Annotated in this window: 20 protein-coding genes; 8 read left to right on the forward strand and 12 right to left on the reverse strand. The window is 64.8% G+C overall.

From position 1 onward, the window contains the following. Both GXB81_RS26960 and trmL read left to right on the forward strand, forming a co-directional pair. A partial coding sequence (locus GXB81_RS26960) for a phosphoribosyltransferase family protein (RefSeq protein ID WP_277396810.1) occupies nt 1-293 on the forward strand: 293 nt, incomplete at its 5' end. 18 nt (nt 294-311) lie between these two features. Further along, nucleotides 312-782 (forward strand): tRNA (uridine(34)/cytosine(34)/5-carboxymethylaminomethyluridine(34)-2'-O)-methyltransferase TrmL, encoded by a 471-nt coding sequence (gene trmL, locus GXB81_RS26965; protein WP_167048423.1) that lies wholly within the window; start codon nt 312-314, stop codon nt 780-782. Here trmL and GXB81_RS26970 read toward each other — a convergent pair. From GXB81_RS26970 to GXB81_RS26990, 5 genes are all read right to left on the reverse strand, one after another. After that, nucleotides 755-1,315 (reverse strand): O-acetyl-ADP-ribose deacetylase, encoded by a 561-nt coding sequence (locus GXB81_RS26970; RefSeq protein ID WP_205990796.1) that lies wholly within the window; start codon nt 1,313-1,315, stop codon nt 755-757. The two genes, trmL and GXB81_RS26970, sit on opposite strands and share 28 nt — an antisense overlap. Before the next feature lie 214 nt (nt 1,316-1,529). Further along, on the reverse strand, nt 1,530-2,528 hold the full coding sequence (locus GXB81_RS26975; RefSeq protein WP_205990797.1) for an NAD(P)H-dependent glycerol-3-phosphate dehydrogenase: 999 nt from the start codon (nt 2,526-2,528) through the stop codon (nt 1,530-1,532). Nucleotides 2,529-2,550: 22 nt separating this feature from the next. After that, entirely contained in the window at nt 2,551-3,027 is a 477-nt protein-coding gene (gene secB, locus GXB81_RS26980) for a protein-export chaperone SecB (RefSeq protein WP_167283523.1), read from the reverse strand. Between the two features lie 191 nt (nt 3,028-3,218). After that, nucleotides 3,219-3,479 carry a glutaredoxin 3 gene (gene grxC / locus GXB81_RS26985; RefSeq protein WP_205990798.1) on the reverse strand — a complete coding sequence of 87 codons (261 nt, stop codon included), beginning with the start codon at nt 3,477-3,479 and terminating at the stop codon, nt 3,219-3,221. After that, the gene (locus GXB81_RS26990) at nt 3,476-3,901 is read right to left on the reverse strand and encodes a rhodanese-like domain-containing protein (RefSeq protein WP_205990802.1); all 426 of its coding nucleotides are present in this window, start codon (nt 3,899-3,901) and stop codon (nt 3,476-3,478) included. The genes grxC and GXB81_RS26990 overlap by 4 nt, the downstream gene beginning before the upstream one ends. Nucleotides 3,902-4,038: 137 nt before the next feature. Between GXB81_RS26990 and gpmA the strand changes: the two genes are divergently transcribed. The 3 genes from gpmA (at nt 4,039) to moeB (ending at nt 7,777) form a co-directional block, all read left to right on the forward strand. Continuing rightward, nucleotides 4,039-4,785: a 2,3-diphosphoglycerate-dependent phosphoglycerate mutase gene (gene gpmA, locus GXB81_RS26995; protein WP_167048433.1), complete on the forward strand. Its 747-nt coding sequence runs from the start codon at nt 4,039-4,041 to the stop codon at nt 4,783-4,785. Nucleotides 4,786-5,187: 402 nt separating this feature from the next. Further along, nucleotides 5,188-6,777, forward strand: coding sequence for a S41 family peptidase (locus tag GXB81_RS27000; protein WP_205990799.1), 1,590 nt, complete (start codon nt 5,188-5,190; stop codon nt 6,775-6,777). Nucleotides 6,778-7,018: 241 nt separating this feature from the next. Beyond that, a complete protein-coding gene (moeB, locus tag GXB81_RS27005; RefSeq protein ID WP_167048437.1) occupies nt 7,019-7,777 on the forward strand; it encodes a molybdopterin-synthase adenylyltransferase MoeB in 759 nt (252 codons plus the stop codon). A 144-nt stretch (nt 7,778-7,921) separates the two neighbouring features. Here the strand turns inward: moeB and ptsP are convergent, their stop codons facing one another. The 5 genes from ptsP to gshA all read right to left on the reverse strand — a co-directional run bounded on the left by ptsP (nt 7,922) and on the right by gshA (nt 13,661). Continuing rightward, on the reverse strand, nt 7,922-9,664 hold the full coding sequence (ptsP, locus tag GXB81_RS27010; protein WP_167048439.1) for a phosphoenolpyruvate--protein phosphotransferase: 1,743 nt from the start codon (nt 9,662-9,664) through the stop codon (nt 7,922-7,924). Nucleotides 9,665-10,020: 356 nt separating this feature from the next. Further along, the gene (locus tag GXB81_RS27015) at nt 10,021-10,290 is read right to left on the reverse strand and encodes an HPr family phosphocarrier protein (RefSeq protein ID WP_167048441.1); all 270 of its coding nucleotides are present in this window, start codon (nt 10,288-10,290) and stop codon (nt 10,021-10,023) included. Between the two features lie 121 nt (nt 10,291-10,411). Next, nucleotides 10,412-10,939 carry a PTS mannose transporter subunit IIA gene (locus tag GXB81_RS27020; protein WP_167048442.1) on the reverse strand — a complete coding sequence of 176 codons (528 nt, stop codon included), beginning with the start codon at nt 10,937-10,939 and terminating at the stop codon, nt 10,412-10,414. 372 nt (nt 10,940-11,311) lie between these two features. Then, on the reverse strand, nt 11,312-12,268 hold the full coding sequence (gshB, locus tag GXB81_RS27025) for a glutathione synthase (protein ID WP_205990800.1): 957 nt from the start codon (nt 12,266-12,268) through the stop codon (nt 11,312-11,314). 103 nt (nt 12,269-12,371) lie between these two features. Then, nucleotides 12,372-13,661 carry a glutamate--cysteine ligase gene (gene gshA / locus GXB81_RS27030; RefSeq protein WP_167048446.1) on the reverse strand — a complete coding sequence of 430 codons (1,290 nt, stop codon included), beginning with the start codon at nt 13,659-13,661 and terminating at the stop codon, nt 12,372-12,374. A 122-nt stretch (nt 13,662-13,783) separates the two neighbouring features. On the opposite strand from gshA, the gene GXB81_RS27035 reads away from it, so the two are divergent. Next, nucleotides 13,784-14,149 (forward strand): hypothetical protein, encoded by a 366-nt coding sequence (locus GXB81_RS27035; RefSeq protein WP_205990801.1) that lies wholly within the window; start codon nt 13,784-13,786, stop codon nt 14,147-14,149. 72 nt (nt 14,150-14,221) lie between these two features. Here GXB81_RS27035 and GXB81_RS27040 read toward each other — a convergent pair whose 3' ends face one another. Continuing rightward, on the reverse strand, nt 14,222-15,700 hold the full coding sequence (locus tag GXB81_RS27040; RefSeq protein WP_167283526.1) for an ammonium transporter: 1,479 nt from the start codon (nt 15,698-15,700) through the stop codon (nt 14,222-14,224). Between the two features lie 46 nt (nt 15,701-15,746). After that, nucleotides 15,747-16,085, reverse strand: a complete 339-nt coding sequence (locus tag GXB81_RS27045) for a P-II family nitrogen regulator (RefSeq protein WP_006048089.1) — start codon at nt 16,083-16,085, stop codon at nt 15,747-15,749. A 389-nt stretch (nt 16,086-16,474) separates the two neighbouring features. On the opposite strand from GXB81_RS27045, the gene GXB81_RS27050 reads away from it, so the two are divergent. Both GXB81_RS27050 and GXB81_RS27055 read left to right on the forward strand, forming a co-directional pair. Beyond that, nucleotides 16,475-16,729, forward strand: coding sequence for an accessory factor UbiK family protein (locus GXB81_RS27050; RefSeq protein WP_167050513.1), 255 nt, complete (start codon nt 16,475-16,477; stop codon nt 16,727-16,729). Between the two features lie 120 nt (nt 16,730-16,849). Next, nucleotides 16,850-17,232: magnesium chelatase domain-containing protein (locus GXB81_RS27055; RefSeq protein WP_277396811.1), on the forward strand; the 383-nt coding region annotated here is incomplete at its 3' end.

Below are 17,232 nucleotides of genomic sequence, written 5' to 3' on the forward strand. Positions count from 1 at the left end.
TGGCGTGGCAGATCGCCAGGCCGCTCGCCCGCGCGCTCGGCGTGCGCAGCGACGCCAGCTTGCTGCAACGAACGCTCGACACCGCCCCGCAGTCGCGGCTCGATCTCGAGGCGCGCCGGCAAAACGTCAGCCACGCGTTTCGTGTCGCGCATGCGGTGCGCGGCCTGCATGTCGGCATCGTCGACGATGTGATGACGAGCGGCGCCACGCTCGAAGCGCTCGCGCATACGCTGAAGGCCGCGGGCGCACGGCGGGTCACGAACTTCGTCGCGCTACGCACCCCCAAAAACTAGTCTCCACGTGGTCCAGTCATGTTCAACGTCGTTCTCGTAGAACCCGAAATTCCGCCGAACACCGGCAATGTGATCCGCCTGTGCGCGAACACCGGTGCGCGGCTGCATCTGATCGAGCCGCTCGGCTTTCCGCTCGACGACGCGAAAATGCGTCGCGCCGGCCTCGACTATCACGAGTACGCGCAAATGCATGTGCATGCCGATTGGGACGCGTTCATCGCAAAAGAAACGCCGGACCTCGCGCGCATGTTCGCGTTCACGACGCGCGGCTCGGGCCGCTTTCACGACCATGCGTTCCGTCCCGGCGACTGGTTCGTGTTCGGCGCGGAAACGCGTGGCCTGCCCGATGCGCTGCTCGAACGCTTTCCGAACGAGCAGCGCGTGCGTCTGCCGATGCGCCCCGGCAACCGCAGCCTGAATCTGTCGAACACGGTTGCGGTCGTCGTATTCGAAGCGTGGCGTCAGGCCGGCTTCGAAGGTGGCGCCTGACGGCGCGCGAGTTCGGCCGCGTAGCGCGCGAACATGGCGTCGTCGAAACAGGCGAACACCACTTCGCCGATGCGCGGCGTGCGCGGCAACATGGCAAGCACGGTCGCGATGGCGATGCGCACAGCCTCGTCGGCGGGAAAGCGATAGATGCCGCAACTGATCGCCGGAAACGCGATGCTCGCGCAATGCGCATCGCGCGCGACTTCGAGCGAGCGCTGATAGCACGAGGCGAGCAGATCGGCTTCGCCATGCGCGCCGCCGCGCCATACCGGACCGACCGCGTGAATCACGTGCTTCGCGGGCAGGTGGTAGCCCGCGGTGAGTTTCGCGTCGCCGGTCGCGCAACCGCCGAGCGTTTCGCACTCGCGCAGCAGGTCCCTGCCGGCCGCGCGATGAATCGCGCCATCCACGCCGCCGCCGCCGAGCAGCGACGTATTCGCGGCATTGACGATTGCATCGACCGCGAGCGTCGTGATGTCGACCACGCGCGCTTCGAGCGAGCAATTTCCGTGACTGAGATTGAAGGTGGGCATGGGAACCTCGCTGATCCGGGCCTTCTTATAACAAGGTGGACAGCGAGGCGGGGCCGCCGTTCAACGGCGATTCGCGAGGCGATTCACGAAGCGGCTCGCGCCAAACGGCCGGCCAATGGGCGGTGGGAGACGGCAAATATGGCGAATACAGCGGACACGGCCGACGCAGCCGACAACCAGGCCGACGGAACCGGCCTGGCTTATCCCGCCTCGCTCATTCGGCCTTCGAATCGCGCCGCAGCAGCGCGCTGACCGCATCGCGCGGCGCCACGCCGTCGAACAGCACCGCGCAAACCGCCTGCGTGATCGGCATCTCGATCGCATGAGCGCGCGCGATCGCGAGCACGGCCTGCGCGCAACGCACGCCCTCGGCCACGTGACCAAGGCCGCCGAGGATGTCGTCGAGCGTACGGCCCGCGGCGAGTTGCATGCCGACCGTGCGGTTACGCGACAGATCGCCGGTGGCGGTCAGAATCAGATCGCCGAGGCCCGTCAAGCCGGTGAACGTTTCCGCGCGTCCGCCAAGCGTCACGCCGAGACGCGACATTTCGGCGAGCCCGCGCGTAATCAGCGCGGCGCGTGCATTGAGACCGAGGCCGAGGCCATCGGCGATACCGGTGGCGATCGCCAGCACGTTTTTCACCGCGCCGCCCACTTCCACGCCGACGACGTCGTCGCCGGTATAGATGCGCATCGCGCCGTGATGGAACGCCGCAACCGTCCGTTCGCGGCACGCCGCCGACGCGCTCGCGACAGTCAGCGCGACCGGCAGGCCCTGGCCGACTTCGCGCGCGAAGCTCGGCCCCGACAACACGCCGTTGCCGGCATGATCCGGCAGCTCGGCCGCGACCACCTGATGCGGCATCAACTGCGAATCGGCTTCGAAACCCTTGCACAGCCACAGGACATGCGCCGGCACCTTGCCCGCATTGCGCATCGCCCGGAAGAGGCCGCGCAGGCCGGCGACCGGCGTCGCGACGACGCACAGCGCGTCTTCGGCGAGCGCATGATCGAGCGCCGCACCGAAGTCCGCTTCATAGCGAAGCGCCGGCGGCAAGGCAACGCCCGCCAGATAGCGGGCGTTTTCGTGCGCAGCGGAAAGCTCGGCAACGAGCGCGGCCTCGCGCGCCCATAGCACCGTGTCGTGCCTTAAGGCGAGATGGCCGGCGAGGGCGGTACCCCATGCGCCGGCGCCGAGAACGGCAACTTTCATAGCCGGCACTGCGTGCGGCGCCTTAATGCGTGACGCCGTTTTGCGCCGCGCCGTCCTGCTGAGCCGCGCTCATCTGCGCGAGACGCTGCTCGTACAGCGCCTGGAAGTTGATCTCGGCGAGGTGGATCGGCGGGAAGCCGGCACGCGTGATCGCGTCGGCGATGTTCGAGCGCAGGTACGGGAACAGGATGGTCGGGCAAGCGATGCCGACGAGCGGATCGATCTGCTCGGCAGGAATGTTGCGAATGTCAAAAATTCCGGCCTGCTTCGCTTCGATCAGGAACGCGACCTTGTCCGCGACCTTGGCCGTGACCGTGCCCGTCACGAGGATTTCGAACACGGATTCGGCGAGGCGCTCGGCCTTCACGTCGACTTCGACTTCGACCGACGGCATTTCCTGCTCGAGGAAGATCGCCGGCGAATTCGGCTGCTCGAGCGACATGTCCTTCAGGTAGATGCGCTGGATGTTGAAGAACGGCTGGTTATTCTCGTCGGACATGATTGAGTGATTCCCTGATAGGTATGCATGGCGGCGACCCATGCTGACATAGGTCGCCAGATTGTTGCGACGGATCGCGCGCCCCGGCGGAGCGCGCATGCGCCGGCTTGTCGAGTCGTCCGCCCGCTCGCGCGACGCGAAAGCCCGCGAACTCAGGCTGCTGACTCAGGTAGCTGACTCAGGTAGCTGACTCAGGCAGCTTCGAGCAGCGGCATCAGACCGCCCGCGCGATCGAGCGCGGAAAGATCATCATAGCCGCCGACATGCGTCTCGCCGATGAACACCTGCGGCACCGTGCGACGACCGGTGCGGGTCATCATCTCATCACGACGGACCGGGTCCTTGTCGATCAGTACTTTCTCGACGTGCTCGACGCCGCGCGACTTTAAAAGACGTTCGGCCATCTGGCAATACGGGCACACCTGGGTGCTGTACATGATCACTTTGTTCACTTGACTGCTCCTTGTTTCACAACCGGCATGCCGGCTTTCTGCCAGGCGTCGACACCGCCTTCGAGAACATGGACTTCGGCGTATCCCGCTTCCTGCACGAGACGCGCGGCCTTGTTCGACTGCTGGCCGGTCTGGCACACCAGCAGCACCGGGTTGTTCTTGTTCTTCGCGAGTTGCGCGACCTTCGACGGCAGCTCCGCGAGTTCGAAATGCCGGGCCGAGGGCAGATGGCCGCGGGCGTAATCGGCGGACGGCCGCAGGTCGATGACCGCCGCGTTGCGCCGGTTGATCAGCTGGGTGGCTTCGGCCGCCGACAGGCCGCCGCGGCCGCGCCGGCTGATGGTCGGCCACAGCAGCAACCCACCGGAAATGAGGACGATCGCGATCAGTACAAGGTTTGTGTAATCAGTGAAGAACTTCACGGAAAATCCGCCGGAAAGAGAGAAATCGGAAAGGGCAATCCAGCCATTATAAAATAACCGTCTGACGCGATGGCGGCACACCTCTGGACGAGCCGCCCGACGCTTTACCGCTTCCTTACTACCGACCGGCAATTCTCATGTACAAACTCGTTCTCATCCGCCACGGCGAATCGACGTGGAACAAGGAAAACCGCTTCACCGGCTGGGTCGACGTCGACCTCACCGAGCAGGGCACCCGGGAAGCGCAGCAGGCTGGCGTGCTGCTCAAGGAGTCGGGCTATACGTTCGACATCGCGTACACCTCGGTGCTGAAGCGCGCGATCCGCACGCTGTGGCACGTGCAGGACCAGATGGACCTGATGTACCTGCCGGTCGTGCATTCGTGGCGTCTGAACGAGCGCCACTACGGCGCGCTGTCGGGTCTGAACAAGGCCGAAACCGCCGCGAAGTTCGGCGACGAGCAGGTGCTTGTGTGGCGCCGCAGCTACGACACGCCGCCGCCCGCGCTCGAACCGACCGACGAGCGCGCGCCGTACGCCGATCCGCGTTACGCCAAGGTGCCGCGCGAACAGTTGCCGCTCACCGAGTGCCTGAAGGACACGGTCGCGCGCGTGCTGCCGCTGTGGAACGAGTCGATCGCGCCGGCCGTCAAGTCGGGCCGCAAGATCCTGATCGCCGCACACGGCAATTCGATCCGCGCGCTCGTCAAATATCTCGACAACATCTCGGACGGCGACATCGTCGGCCTGAACATTCCGAACGGCGTGCCGCTCGTCTATGAGCTCGACGAAAACCTGAAGCCGATCAAGCACTACTATCTCGGCGACCAGGACGCGATCGCGAAGGCGCAAGCCGCGGTCGCGAGCCAGGGCAAGGCGGGCTGATTGCGCGAACCGCATGCGGCCCCCGCGCGGCAGACCATGCGCGGGGCCGCACAGCGCAATCCCGGACGACCGGGAAATACTGTTTTGTGAGTAGTAGCCGGAGTCGCCGGCCGTGCTGGGCGGCTTCGCCAGGCGGTTTCCTTTATCCACCCGGTTGAGCGGCTTCCTGGGCGGACGCGCCGGTGGTCTTTGAGGGTGGCTTGCGGCAGTATGGGCAGCCGGCCGTCGAATGCACCGGCGAAGCATTCACCCTGCGCGCTCCGGATCTCACGAACCCGGGCCGTCCTGTACTGTCGAAGCACGATTATCTGCGCCACGCCCTGAGCAGGCGGGTGTGCAGTTATACTTGTCCGTCCAATCTTTATCGACGCTGCCACGCGCTTCCGACCCGCAACAGACTCTATGCGAAAGAACCTGAAAAATATCGGCCTGATTGCCGCGGGCCTTGCTACCGGTGTCTTTGCCACCCTGCAGTTCTCCGCCTCGGCCGAGCAACCCGCCAGCGCCGTGGTTGCCCCGCTGCCGTTAGACCAGCTCAGGCTCTTCGCTGAAGTGTTCGGGCAGATCAAGCACGAATACGTCGAACCGGTCGACGACAAGAAGCTCCTCACCGCCGCGATCAAGGGCATGGTGTCGAGCCTCGACCCGCACTCGTCGTACCTCGACAAGACCGATTACGAAGAGCTGCAGGAACAGACCAAGGGCCGCTTCGCGGGCCTCGGCATCGAAATTTCGTCGGAAGACGGCCTGATCAAGGTGATTTCGCCCATCGAAGACACGCCCGCGTTCCGCGCCGGCATCCGTCCGGGCGACCTGATCACGCGCATCAACGACAAGCCCGTGCGCGGCATGACGCTCGATCAGGCGGTCAAGCAGATGCGCGGCGATCCGGGCACCAAGGTCACGCTCACGATCTTCCGCAAGACCGACGACCGCACGTTCCCGCTCACGGTCACGCGCGCGATCATCAAGGTGCAGTCGGTGAAGGGCAAGATCGTTGCGCCGGGCTTCGCCTACGTGCGCATCACGAGCTTCCAGGAACGCACCACGCCCGACCTCGCCGCCAAGCTGCAGGACCTCGCGCGCCAGGAGCCGAACCTGAAGGGCCTCGTTCTCGATCTGCGCAATAACGGCGGCGGTCTGCTGCAAAGCGCGGTCGGCGTGGCCGGCGCGTTCCTGCCGCCGAACTCGGTGGTGGTGTCCACCAACGGCCAGATTCCGGATTCGAAGCAGATCTATCGCGACACCTACGATAACTACCGTCTGCAATCGTTCGACAGCGATCCGCTCAAGGACGTGCCGGCCATCTTCAAGACCGTGCCGATGATCGTGCTGACCAACGCCTACTCGGCGTCGGCCTCGGAAATCGTCGCGGGTGCGCTGCAGGATCAGCACCGCGCGCTGATCGTCGGCAAGACCACGTTCGGCAAGGGTTCGGTGCAAACCGTGCGGCCCATGACGGCCGACACCGCGCTGCGCCTGACCACCGCGTACTACTACACGCCGAGCGGCCGCTCGATCCAGAACAAGGGCATTCGCCCCGACATTCCGGTCGACCAGTACGCAGACGGCGATCCGGACGACGCGCTCGTGACCCGCGAAGTCGACTACTCGAATCACCTTGCGAACACGCAGGACCCGAACGAGAAGAAGGAAGCGGAGCAGCGCGAGCAGGAGCGCATGGAACAGCTGCGTCTGCTCGAAGAGCAGAACGACAAGAAGACGCCGGAACAGCGCCAGAAGGATCGCGACCGCAAGCCGGTCGAATTCGGCTCGGCTGACGACTTCATGCTGCAACAGGGGCTCAACAAGCTCGAAGGCAAGCCGGTTCAGGAATCGAAGTCGCTGATGGAGCGCCGTCTCGCGCAGAACAAGCCGGCTACGTCGGCTTCGGCGCCGGTCGCGGTGAAGCCGACCCAGCCGGTGCCGGGTGCCTCGGGACCGGCTCCGGTTCAGGCTCCTGCCTCGGCGCCGGCCACGCAAGGCAAGTAAGCCGTCCGCATGTGTCTTCGCAGCGCCTCGTGCTGCGAAGACACACTGTGAAGCCACACCGCGAAGCCTTCGCAAAAGGCGTCGCTCAACCGGCGATGCGCCAGCCCTTGGGTTACGGCAAGCTGAGCCACGGCAAACCGCTCTCCCCCGCGCGATTAAAATAACAGCCACGAATGCGCGCCGCGGACCACCAGTCCGCCTTTCCTCGCGCGACACAGCGACACACTCACGCGCTCCCGCCATGAATGACGATCAACTCCTTCGCTATTCCCGTCATATTCTCGTCGACGAAATCGGCATCGAAGCGCAGCAGCGTTTTATCGACGCCCACGCGATCGTCGTCGGCGCGGGCGGTCTCGGTTCGCCGGCGGCGCTCTATCTCGCGGCCGCGGGTGTCGGCCGCCTCACGCTCGTCGATGCCGACACGGTCGACCTCACGAATCTGCAGCGGCAGATCCTGCACGTCAGCGCATCGGTGGGGCGCAAGAAGGTGGAGTCCGGGCGCGACATGCTCGCGCAGATCAACCCCGAGGTCGTAGTCAATGCAGTGGCCGAGCGCGTCGACGATGCATGGCTCGCTCGCGAGGTACCGCACGCGAGCGTCGTGCTCGATTGCACCGACAACTTCGCGACGCGTCACGCCATCAACCGCGCGTGCGTCAAGCATCGCGTGCCGCTCGTGTCGGGCGCGGCGCTGCGTTTCGACGGCCAGATCAGCACGTTCGATTTCCGCGACGAAGCATCGCCCTGCTACGCGTGCATCTTTCCCGAAGACCAGCCGTTCGAAGAAGTCGCGTGTTCGACGATGGGCGTGTTCGCGCCAACGGTCGGCATCATCGGTTCGATGCAGGCCGCCGAAGCGCTCAAGGTGATCGGCGCGATCGGCACGCCGCTCGTCGGCCGCCTGACGATGCTCGATTCGCTGCGGATGGAATGGAACACGATGCGCATCGGCCGTCAGCCCGATTGCCCGGTGTGCGGGCAAGCTCATGGGGCTTGATGCATCGCTGCACTGATACCTCTGCACTGATACCTCTGCACGGATACCTCGATACCCGCTCGCGCTAACGGGCGCCGAATAAAAAAACGCAGCACTCAGGCTGCGTTTTTTTATTGAAAGAGGCGTCAACGAAACCTCTCGAACTCAAGCCAGCGCGACCCGCTTGAGCGCCGCCTGCACCTCTTCCGGCTCGAACGACGCCAGCACGTCGGCCACCGGCTTCTCCAACGTCTTCAGATGCGAGCGCAGCACTTCCTGCTTGACCTCGAGCAACTGGCTCGGATGCATCGAAAACTCGGTGAGTCCCATGCCGAGCAACAGCCGCGTCAACGCCGGATCGCCAGCCATCTCGCCGCACACCGAGACCGGCACGCCCGCGCGCTTCGCCTCGCGCAGCGTGAACGCGATCAGATGCAGCACCGCAGGATGCAGCGGGTCGTACAGATGCGCGACGGCGTTGTCCGCGCGATCGATCGCGAGCGTGTACTGGATCAGATCGTTGGTGCCGATCGACAGGAAATCGAGTCGCTTCAGAAACAGCGGCAACGCAATCGCGGCAGCTGGAATCTCGATCATCGCGCCGACCTGCACGTTCGGATCGTAGCCGATGCCCGCGTCGTCGAGCTGACGCTTGGCTTCGCGGATCAGGTCGAGCGTCTGGTCGATTTCCTGCGCATGCGCGAGCATCGGAATCAGAATCTTCACCTTGCCGAACGCCGACGCGCGCAGGATCGCGCGCAACTGCGTGAGAAACATCTGCGGCTCGGACAGGCTCCAGCGAATCGCGCGAAGCCCGAGCGCCGGATTCGCCGCGGTTTCGTAGCCATCGCCGCCGCCCATCGAATCGAGCGGCTTGTCGGCACCGACGTCGATCGTGCGGATCGTGACCGGCAGGCCATTCATCAACTCGACCGCACGGCGATACGCGCAGAACTGCTCCTCTTCTTCGGGCATCCGGTCCTTGTGATTCATGAACAGGAACTCGGTGCGGAACAGCCCCACGCCGGTCGCGCCGGATTCGACGGCCGCGCGCGCATCTTCAGGCAGCTCGATGTTCGCGCACAGTTCGATGCGCGTGCCGCATAACGTTTGCGTCGGCGAAAACTTGAGACGCTGCAGCTTGCGCTGCTCCAGTTCCTTTTCGCTTTGACGGTACGAATACTCTTCGAGCACGATCGGTGCGGGATCGACGATCACGATGCCATGATCGCCGTCGACGATGATCAGGTCGTCCTGGCGAATCAGCGCGCTCGCATGCTGCACGCCGACCGCGGCCGGAATGCCGAGGCTGCGCGCGACGATCGCGGTATGCGAGGTGCGCCCGCCGAGATCGGTGACGAAGCCCTGGAACGTCTGCGTCTTGAACTGCATCATGTCGGCCGGCGCGATGTCGTGCGCGACCACGATCATCTCGTCGCATGCACCGTGCACGCCATCGAGACCGGACGCACCCGCGAGCGCCTTGAGCACGCGCTCGACCACCTGCTCGATGTCGGCCTTGCGCTCGCGCAGGTACTCGTCTTCGATATCGTCGAAATGGCGCGACAGGCGCTCGAGTTGTTCGGTCAGCGCCCACTCCACGTTGTAGCGGCGCGTACGGATCAGGTCGATGGTTTCCTGAACGAGCATGGCGTCGTTCAGGATCATCGTGTGAACGTTGATGAAGGCGCCCATTTCGCTGGGCGCGTCGGCGGCGAGATCGGCACGCAGCGTATCCAGTTCCTCATGAACGCGTTGCTGGGCCGCGCGAAAGCGCTCGACCTCCCCTTCGATCTGGGCAGGTTCGATCAGATAGTGGTCTACGTCGAGTGCAGCCGGGGCGATCAGATAGGCCCGCCCGATGGCGATACCGCGTGACACGGGAATTCCATGCAGCGTGAACGACACGCGCACCTCCTCTAGTTGTGTGATGCCGCGGCAAACCGCTGCAATGCTCTCAGACTGTACTGGGCATTATAAATTCCGCGCCCTGGCGAAGTATGTCGAAGGTGTGTGCGGCGCAGCACGAATTGTCGGCATCGCGGGCGGCGCAGGATGGGTGTGCCCGTATGGCTGTACATCGTGGACGACGCCTCGCGCGCCGCAAATCCGTCTCGCCTTACGCGCCCTTGTCGCGTGATTAACCGTACACGTGCCGCCGATACGCCTCCCGCCGTTGTTACCCGTTGAAATACCAGCGGCAAAAAAAACGCCGCGGACGAGCCGCGGCGCTGTCGTATCAGCCGATCGCTGAATACGCCGGATTATTGGCCCTCGCCGAATTTATCGGCGATCAGTTTCAGCAGCGCGTCCATCGCCTCCTGCTCGTCGGAGCCTTCGGTTTCGATCAGCACCGTGCTGCCGATACCCGCTGCCAGCATCATCACGCCCATGATGCTCTTCGCGTTGATGCGGCGGCCGTTGCGGCTCATCCAGATTTCCGCCTGATAGTTGCCCGCGAGTTGCGTCAACTTGGCCGACGCACGCGCGTGCAGCCCCAGCTTGTTCACGATAGTCGTTTCCTGTTGCAGCATGTGATGGTCCGAAGCGCGCGTAAATGGGATGGTAAAAGTTGAAACGGCAAACCCGTTGCAATGCGTTTGAAGCCGCCGGCGACACGCCCCGCCGCCGACGCTTCGCCTATGTCTACAAGCTCTACAAGCCGGCCGAACCCGCCTTCTGCGCCAGATCGGCGTCGGCGGGCAACGCGGGAATGCAGTCGCCGGGCGCGACGGTCGCCGGCAAGGCCTGCGGGCAATCGCACGGCGCGGCCGGTGCCGTGGAGGCTTCCGGCATAGCGGGCCCGATCGCCTGAATGCCCTTGGTCGCGCCGGCGAGCGCCTTGTCGACGAGCGTGTCGAGCGGCATCGCGCGATAGCAGACCGAGCGCACGAGCATCGGCAGATTGACGCCGCACAATACGCGCACGTCCGGCACCGTGGCAAGCCGGCCCGCGATATTGGCCGGTGTCGCGCCGAACATGTCGGTGAGCACGAGCGCGCCGTTCTCTTCCTTCAGACGCGCGATTTCCGCATTCGCAAACGCCACCACTTGCGCGGGATCGCAATCGGGCGACACGTCGATCACGCCGATGCGCGCCGGCAAGCCGCCGTAGATGTGGGAAATGCAATCGCGCAACGCGGTGGCGAAGGGAGCGTGCGCAATGATCAGAATGCCTGCCATGTCAGCCTTACTGCAAAAAAACGGCCCCGAACCATGGACCGGGACACAGCCCGGTTCGTCAGCGCCCTTGACCGGCCGTGGGTCGCGAGGGCGGAAACGCCTCGTCAGGCGAGCGGTTCGCGGCGCCTCGCATGAGGTGGGCGCCTGCGGGAACCCTGCCCGTTGGTTGTCCGCAATCCGCGCGGGCGGCACCGGTTACGGCCGGCGATCTTGCCGGTGGCTACCGAATGCCTTGCGCGGGCGAGCGGGCATTGTAACAGGCTCATTTTCGCGCCAAAGCGCGAGGCGCGCCCGACGCAACGCCCAATGCCGGACCTGACGCGGATTCGCTACACAGGTTGGGGGCCCGGCCCGGCATTCAAGGCCGTGGCATCAGCCCGCCGCGCGCTCCAGCGCGTCGACGAACATCCCAGCCACGTCGAAGCCGGTCTGGTCCATGATCTCGCGGAAACACGTCGGGCTCGTGACGTTGACTTCGGTGAGCCAGTCGCCGATCGCGTCGAGCCCGACCAGCAGCAAACCGCGCGACGCCAGCACGGGCGCGAGCGTATCGGCAATCGTGCGATCGTGTTCGGTCAAGGGCCGCGCGACGCCGAGGCCGCCCGCCGCGAGATTGCCGCGCACCTCATTGCCCTGAGGAATGCGCGCGAGCGAATATGGCACCGCTGCGCCGCCGATCAGCAGGATGCGCTTGTCGCCGTCCTTGATCTCGGGGATGAACTTTTGCGCCATCACCGAGCGCGCGCCGTCGTGGCTCAGCATTTCGATGATCGAGCCGAGGTTCATGCCGTCCGCCTTCACGCGGAACACGCCCATGCCGCCCATGCCGTCGAGCGGCTTCAGGATCACGTCGCCGTGCTGCTCGTGGAACGCGCGCAGACGCGCGGCGTCGCGCGTGACGAGCGTGGGCGCGACGAACTGCGCGAATTCGCCGATCGCGAGCTTTTCCGAATGATCGCGGATCGCCTGCGGCTTGTTGAAGATGCGCGCACCGTTACGCTCGGCGATTTCGAGCAGCCACGTCGACGTCACGTACTCCATGTCGAACGGCGGGTCCTTGCGCATCACGACCGCGGCGAAGCTTTTCAGCGCGCGCGGCGCGGCAGGGTCGGCGGCGAACCAGACGTCGCGATGCAGATCGGCGGTGTCGCCGACGATCGCAATACGCTCCACGTTCGCCTCGACGTCACCGCCCGTCCACGCCAGATGCTTCGGCTCGCAGGCGTACACCGTGTGACCACGGCGCGCCGCCTCGGCCATCATTGCGTAGGTCGTGTCCTTGTAGATCTTGAACTGGCCCAGCGGATCGGCGATGAAAAGAATGTCCATGAAAGTCCCGGTGCGCCCTGAGTGGCGTGACAGTGTTCGTCAATATAGTCTTTGAAGACGGCAATGGCGGCACGCATGCCGCCATCCCGCCGCGCGAGGTGGCTCAGACCTGGATCGCTTCCGGATCGGTCTTTTCGAGTTCGACCGATGCGGCGAGCAGCCCGAGCCGCGCGACCACGCCGTACATGTAGAAGCGGTTCGGCGGCGCCGCGCCGGGCTTCGCGTGCGCGTCGGGCAGCGCCGTATGCTCGAAGCCGAGCGGCACGAAGTGCATGCCGGGCGCGTTCAGGTTCTGATCGCGCTCGCGGCTGCCGTGCACGCGATAGAAGCCGCCCACCACGTAGCGGTCGATCATGTAGACGACCGGCTCGGCCACTTCCTCGCCGATGCGCTCGAACGTGTACACGCCTTCCTGCACGATCACGTCATGCACTTCGAGGCCGTCTTTGGTGGCTGCCATGCGCACGCGTTCGCGCTTCGTGAGCGCGGCCACTTCCGAGGCGTCGTGCACGGTCATCACGCCCATGCCGTAAGTGCCCGCATCGGACTTGATGACGACGTACGGCTTCTCGGAGATGCCGTACTCGCGGTACTTGCGGGCGACCTTCTTGAGCACGCCGTCGATCGCATCGGCCAGCGCTTCCTCGCCGGTGCGCTCCTGGAAATCGACGCCTTCGACGCGCGCGAAGTACGGGTTGATCATCCACGGATCGATCTCGACCATCTTCGCGAACTTCTTCGCGACGTCGTCGTAGCAGGAGAAATGCGTCGACTTGCGGCGCACCGCCCAGCCCGCATGCAGCGGCGGCAGCAGATACTGCTCGTGCAGATTTTCGAGCACGGGCGGAATGCCGCCCGACAGGTCGTTGTTGAGCAGGATCGAGCACGGGTCGAAGTTCTTCAGGCCGAGGCGCCGCGGCGAACGCTCGAGCGGTTCGAGCACGAGCTTCTGCCCGTCCGACAAGGCGATCGTGACCGGGCCGTTGATGGTTTCGTCGAGCGTGCCGAAGCGCACGTTCAACCCGGCCTGGCGCATGATCGACGCGAGCCGGGCGACGTTTTCGAGGTAGAACGCGTTGCGCGTGTGGCGCTCGGGAATCACGAGCAGGTTCTTCGCGTCCGGGCAGATCTTTTCGATCGAGGCCATTGCGGCCTGCACCGCGAGCGGCAGCACTTCCTGCGGCAGATTGTTGAATGCGCCGGGGAACAGATTGGTGTCGACCGGCGCGAGCTTGAAGCCCGCGTTACGCAGATCGACGGAACAGTAGAACGGCGGCGTGTGCTCCTGCCATTCGAGCCGGAACCAGCGTTCGATAGCGGGCGTGGCGTCGAGGATCTTCCGCTCGAGGTCGAGCAGCGGGCCGTTTAACGCCGTAACTAGGTGCGGAACCATTGATCACTCGCAAACTGGAGAAAAAAGATTGTAGAGCAAATACTTTGTCTATTTGGGGACGGTTTCTCCATTCGCAAGCAAACTCGAATGTATTCTCCCTATCACGATAATAGGCCCGGTAAATGGCCGTTTCCAGACGCGCCTATCCGCGGATTTGCCGCAGTGTTTTTTGCCGCAGTTTTTCACCGCGTTTTTTCACCGCGTTTTTTCATCGGGATTTTTTCAAGCGGCTTTTTCATCCGGCTGTTTCATCTGGTTTTTTCAGCGATAGCCGGCCGGCTCGTCATTATCTCCCACCGATCCGCCAGCCATTTTGCGGACTTTGTGAGGCGGCTTCCCTGCTGTTTTCCGCCGGAGCTATTTCCGTCGTCTTCGAGACGGTTCCTTCGACGCGCCCATTCGCGCAAGACCCTCAACCATTCCGCCGGAAATCCGGCAAAAAAAAGCCCGCCATGAAAGCGGGCAAAATCGCCGTGCTGGATGCCTGATCCGTCACCGCACTCCATGCTCCGGCGAGCCCGCAAGCGCGGGCTCGCGCGAAGGCACTGCGAGCAGCGGCGTTATTCGACGTGTTCGCCGTGCAGGCTCACGTCGAGGCCCTCGCGCTCCTGCTCTTCGGTCACGCGGATGCCCATCACCATGTCGATCACCTTCAGCAGGATGAAGCTCACCACGCCGCTGTAGATCAGCGTCGTCAGCACGCCCTTCGCCTGCAGGATCACGCTGCCGTCCGCGCCGCCGATGTCCTTGACCGCGAATACGCCGGTCAGCAGCGCACCGACGATACCGCCGATGCCGTGCACGCCGAACGCGTCGAGCGAATCGTCGTAACCGAGCTTGTGCTTGAGCCACGTCGCCGACCAGAAGCAGACCACGCCGGCAACGATGCCGATCACGAGCGCGCCGAGCGTGCCGACGAAGCCCGAAGCCGGCGTAATCGCGACCAGACCCGCGACCGCGCCCGACACGATGCCGAGCACCGACGGCTTACCCTTGGCCGCCCATTCGGCGAACATCCACGCGAGCGCGGCCGCCGCCGTCGCCACTTGCGTCGCGAACATCGCGAAGCCGGCACGGCCGTCCGCCGCGACAGCCGAACCCGCGTTGAAGCCGAACCAGCCGACCCACAGCATCGCGGCACCGATCAGCGTGAGCGTCAGGTTGTGCGGCGCCATCGCTTCGCGGCCGTAGCCGACGCGCTTGCCGAGCACCAGACAGCAAACGAGGCCCGCGATACCGGCATTGATGTGCACCACCGTGCCCCCCGCGAAGTCGAGGATGCCCGCGCTGGCGAGCCAGCCGGTCGGCTCCCACACCATGTGCGCGATCGGCGCGTAGACGATGATCGACCACAGCGACATGAACACGAGCATCGCCGAGAACTTCATGCGGTCGGCGAACGCGCCGGTAATCAGCGCCGGCGTGATGATCGCGAAGGTCATCTGATAGACGAAGTAGACCGTCTCGGGAATCGTCGGCGCGAGGTGGCTCACGGTCAGCGTCGTGGCCTTGTCGCCCTTGATGTAGGTCATGCCGGCCATGAACACGCGCGAGAAGCCGCCGATGAACGAGCCGCCCGGCGTGAACGCGAGGCTGTAGCCCACCACGGTCCAGATGATCGTCACGAGACAGGTAATCGCGAAGCTTTGCATCAGCGTCGCAAGCACGTTCTTCTTGCGGACCATGCCGCCGTAGAACAGCGCGAGACCGGGGATCGTCATGAACAGCACGAGCGCGGTCGAGGTCAGCATCCAGGCGGTGTCGCCGGAATTGATCTTCGACGAATCGACCGAGAACGGCGCGGTCGGCGCAGCCGGCGCGGCTGCGGCTGCCGAGGTGTCGGCGGACGCCGGTGCGCTTGCGGCCGGGGCGGCGGGTGCCGACGCCGCGGCCGCAGCGGGTGCGGCCGACGTATCTGCCGCCGGCGCGCTCGCGGCCGCAGCGGACGCGGGCGCGGACGCATCGTCCGCGAGGGCGGCGCCGATACCGCCCGCGAGCAGCGAGCCGGCCATCAACAGGGACATCAATAGTTTGCGCATCTTCGTTTTCCTCTTGTCGCTTATCTGTGCTGTGTCGCTTGGGTCTTTACAGCGCGTCGGCCCCGGTTTCGCCGGTGCGGATGCGGATCACCTGCTCGATCGGCGTGACGAAAATCTTGCCGTCGCCGATCTTGCCGGTGCGCGCGGCGCGTTCGAGCGCCTCGATCGCCTGATCGACGATGTCGTCCGACACGGCCGCCTCGATCTTCACCTTCGGCAGAAAGTCGACGACATACTCAGCCCCCCGATACAGCTCCGTATGGCCCTTCTGCCGCCCGAAGCCTTTGACTTCCGTGACCGTGATGCCCGACACGCCGATCGCCGACAAGGCTTCGCGCGCTTCATCGAGCTTGAACGGCTTGATGATTGCGGTAATGAGCTTCATGAAATTCCTCGCTAGTGTGTTGCTGATCGCGTTGCCAACCGTTGCGTACCCGTAACCGTGGTCTCCGGCGCCGCCGGTGGAGAAGCTCCGGCGGTGCGCGCGGGGCAGTAACAGCAACTCGCGTGCCATGTTGTGTCAGACTTCGCCTCGCGCGCATGGCGCAAGGCGCCCGGACGGCCTTGTCCGAACGGCCAGGCGCACGGCGCGCGGGTGGCGCGGCGTAGGGATCGTTGCTAGAGTGTTCGAAGGTTCTGAACGCGACGGCACGCACCAAAGGCGCTCATGCGGCCGCGGCAACGCGGGCGGCACGCACCACGATCGCCCATTCGCCGTGGCGGGGCACAGACGTCATGAAACATGCACATTTTTTGTGCACCAAGGGGAACACCATGAAACAACCGAACGACGTTTTCAACGACTTCCAGGCACGCGTGAGCGATCTGTTCAAGAACTCGCCGGCCAGGGATGTCGAGCGCAACGTCAAGGCCATGCTGTCGCAAGGCTTCTCGAAGCTCGATCTCGTCACGCGCGAGGAATTCGATACGCAAACCCAGGTGCTCGTGCGCACCCGTGCGCGTCTCGAAGAGCTGGAGCGCCGCGTCGCCGAGCTCGAACAGAAGCTGCCGCTCACTCAAACGCCGTAACCCTCGCGCGCGGCATTCGCGCCGCGCCATGCTGCACATCACAGGCAAGCGGGCCGTGACGTCATCAGCGCTTTAGGAGACTCGCGCGTGCCAACGGCGCGCGGTCCGACGGGAGAAAACATGTCGCTTGCCGTGGTGCGCAGTCGCGCGCCGGCCTCTGGCCGCGCGCCGGAAGTCACCGTCGAGGTTCACCTCGCCAACGGATTACCTTCGTTCGCCATCGTCGGTCTTCCCGATCTCGAAGTGCGCGAAAGCCGCGAGCGGGTGCGCGCGGCGCTGCAGAACTGCGGCTTCGACTTCCCCGTGAGACGCATCACCGTCAATCTCGCGCCGGCCGATCTGCCGAAAGAATCGGGCCGCTTCGATCTGCCGATCGCGCTCGGCATCCTCGCCGCGAGCGGACAGATTCCCGCCGAATCGCTGCGCCACCGTGAATTCGCCGGCGAGCTGTCGCTGACCGGCGCGCTGCGGCCGATGCGCGGCGCGTTCGCGATGGCATGCGG

The organism is Paraburkholderia sp. Ac-20336, from assembly GCF_017105025.1.
GTDB lineage: Bacteria > Pseudomonadota > Gammaproteobacteria > Burkholderiales > Burkholderiaceae > Paraburkholderia.

Bases quoted from the DNA above. Each gene is read 5' to 3' on its own strand.
- trmL (WP_167048423.1), top strand. From the start codon at position 312: ATGTTCAACGTCGTTCTCGTAGAACCCGAAATTCCGCCGAACACCGGC.
- GXB81_RS26970 (WP_205990796.1), bottom strand. From the start codon at position 1,315: ATGCCCACCTTCAATCTCAGTCACGGAAATTGCTCGCTCGAAGCGCGC.
- GXB81_RS26975 (WP_205990797.1), bottom strand. From the start codon at position 2,528: ATGAAAGTTGCCGTTCTCGGCGCCGGCGCATGGGGTACCGCCCTCGCC.
- secB (WP_167283523.1), bottom strand. From the start codon at position 3,027: ATGTCCGACGAGAATAACCAGCCGTTCTTCAACATCCAGCGCATCTAC.
- gpmA (WP_167048433.1), top strand. From the start codon at position 4,039: ATGTACAAACTCGTTCTCATCCGCCACGGCGAATCGACGTGGAACAAG.
- GXB81_RS27000 (WP_205990799.1), top strand. From the start codon at position 5,188: ATGCGAAAGAACCTGAAAAATATCGGCCTGATTGCCGCGGGCCTTGCT.
- moeB (WP_167048437.1), top strand. From the start codon at position 7,019: ATGAATGACGATCAACTCCTTCGCTATTCCCGTCATATTCTCGTCGAC.
- GXB81_RS27015 (WP_167048441.1), bottom strand. From the start codon at position 10,290: ATGCTGCAACAGGAAACGACTATCGTGAACAAGCTGGGGCTGCACGCG.
- GXB81_RS27020 (WP_167048442.1), bottom strand. From the start codon at position 10,939: ATGGCAGGCATTCTGATCATTGCGCACGCTCCCTTCGCCACCGCGTTG.
- gshB (WP_205990800.1), bottom strand. From the start codon at position 12,268: ATGGACATTCTTTTCATCGCCGATCCGCTGGGCCAGTTCAAGATCTAC.
- gshA (WP_167048446.1), bottom strand. From the start codon at position 13,661: ATGGTTCCGCACCTAGTTACGGCGTTAAACGGCCCGCTGCTCGACCTC.
- GXB81_RS27035 (WP_205990801.1), top strand. From the start codon at position 13,784: ATGGCCGTTTCCAGACGCGCCTATCCGCGGATTTGCCGCAGTGTTTTT.
- GXB81_RS27040 (WP_167283526.1), bottom strand. From the start codon at position 15,700: ATGCGCAAACTATTGATGTCCCTGTTGATGGCCGGCTCGCTGCTCGCG.
- GXB81_RS27045 (WP_006048089.1), bottom strand. From the start codon at position 16,085: ATGAAGCTCATTACCGCAATCATCAAGCCGTTCAAGCTCGATGAAGCG.
- GXB81_RS27050 (WP_167050513.1), top strand. From the start codon at position 16,475: ATGAAACAACCGAACGACGTTTTCAACGACTTCCAGGCACGCGTGAGC.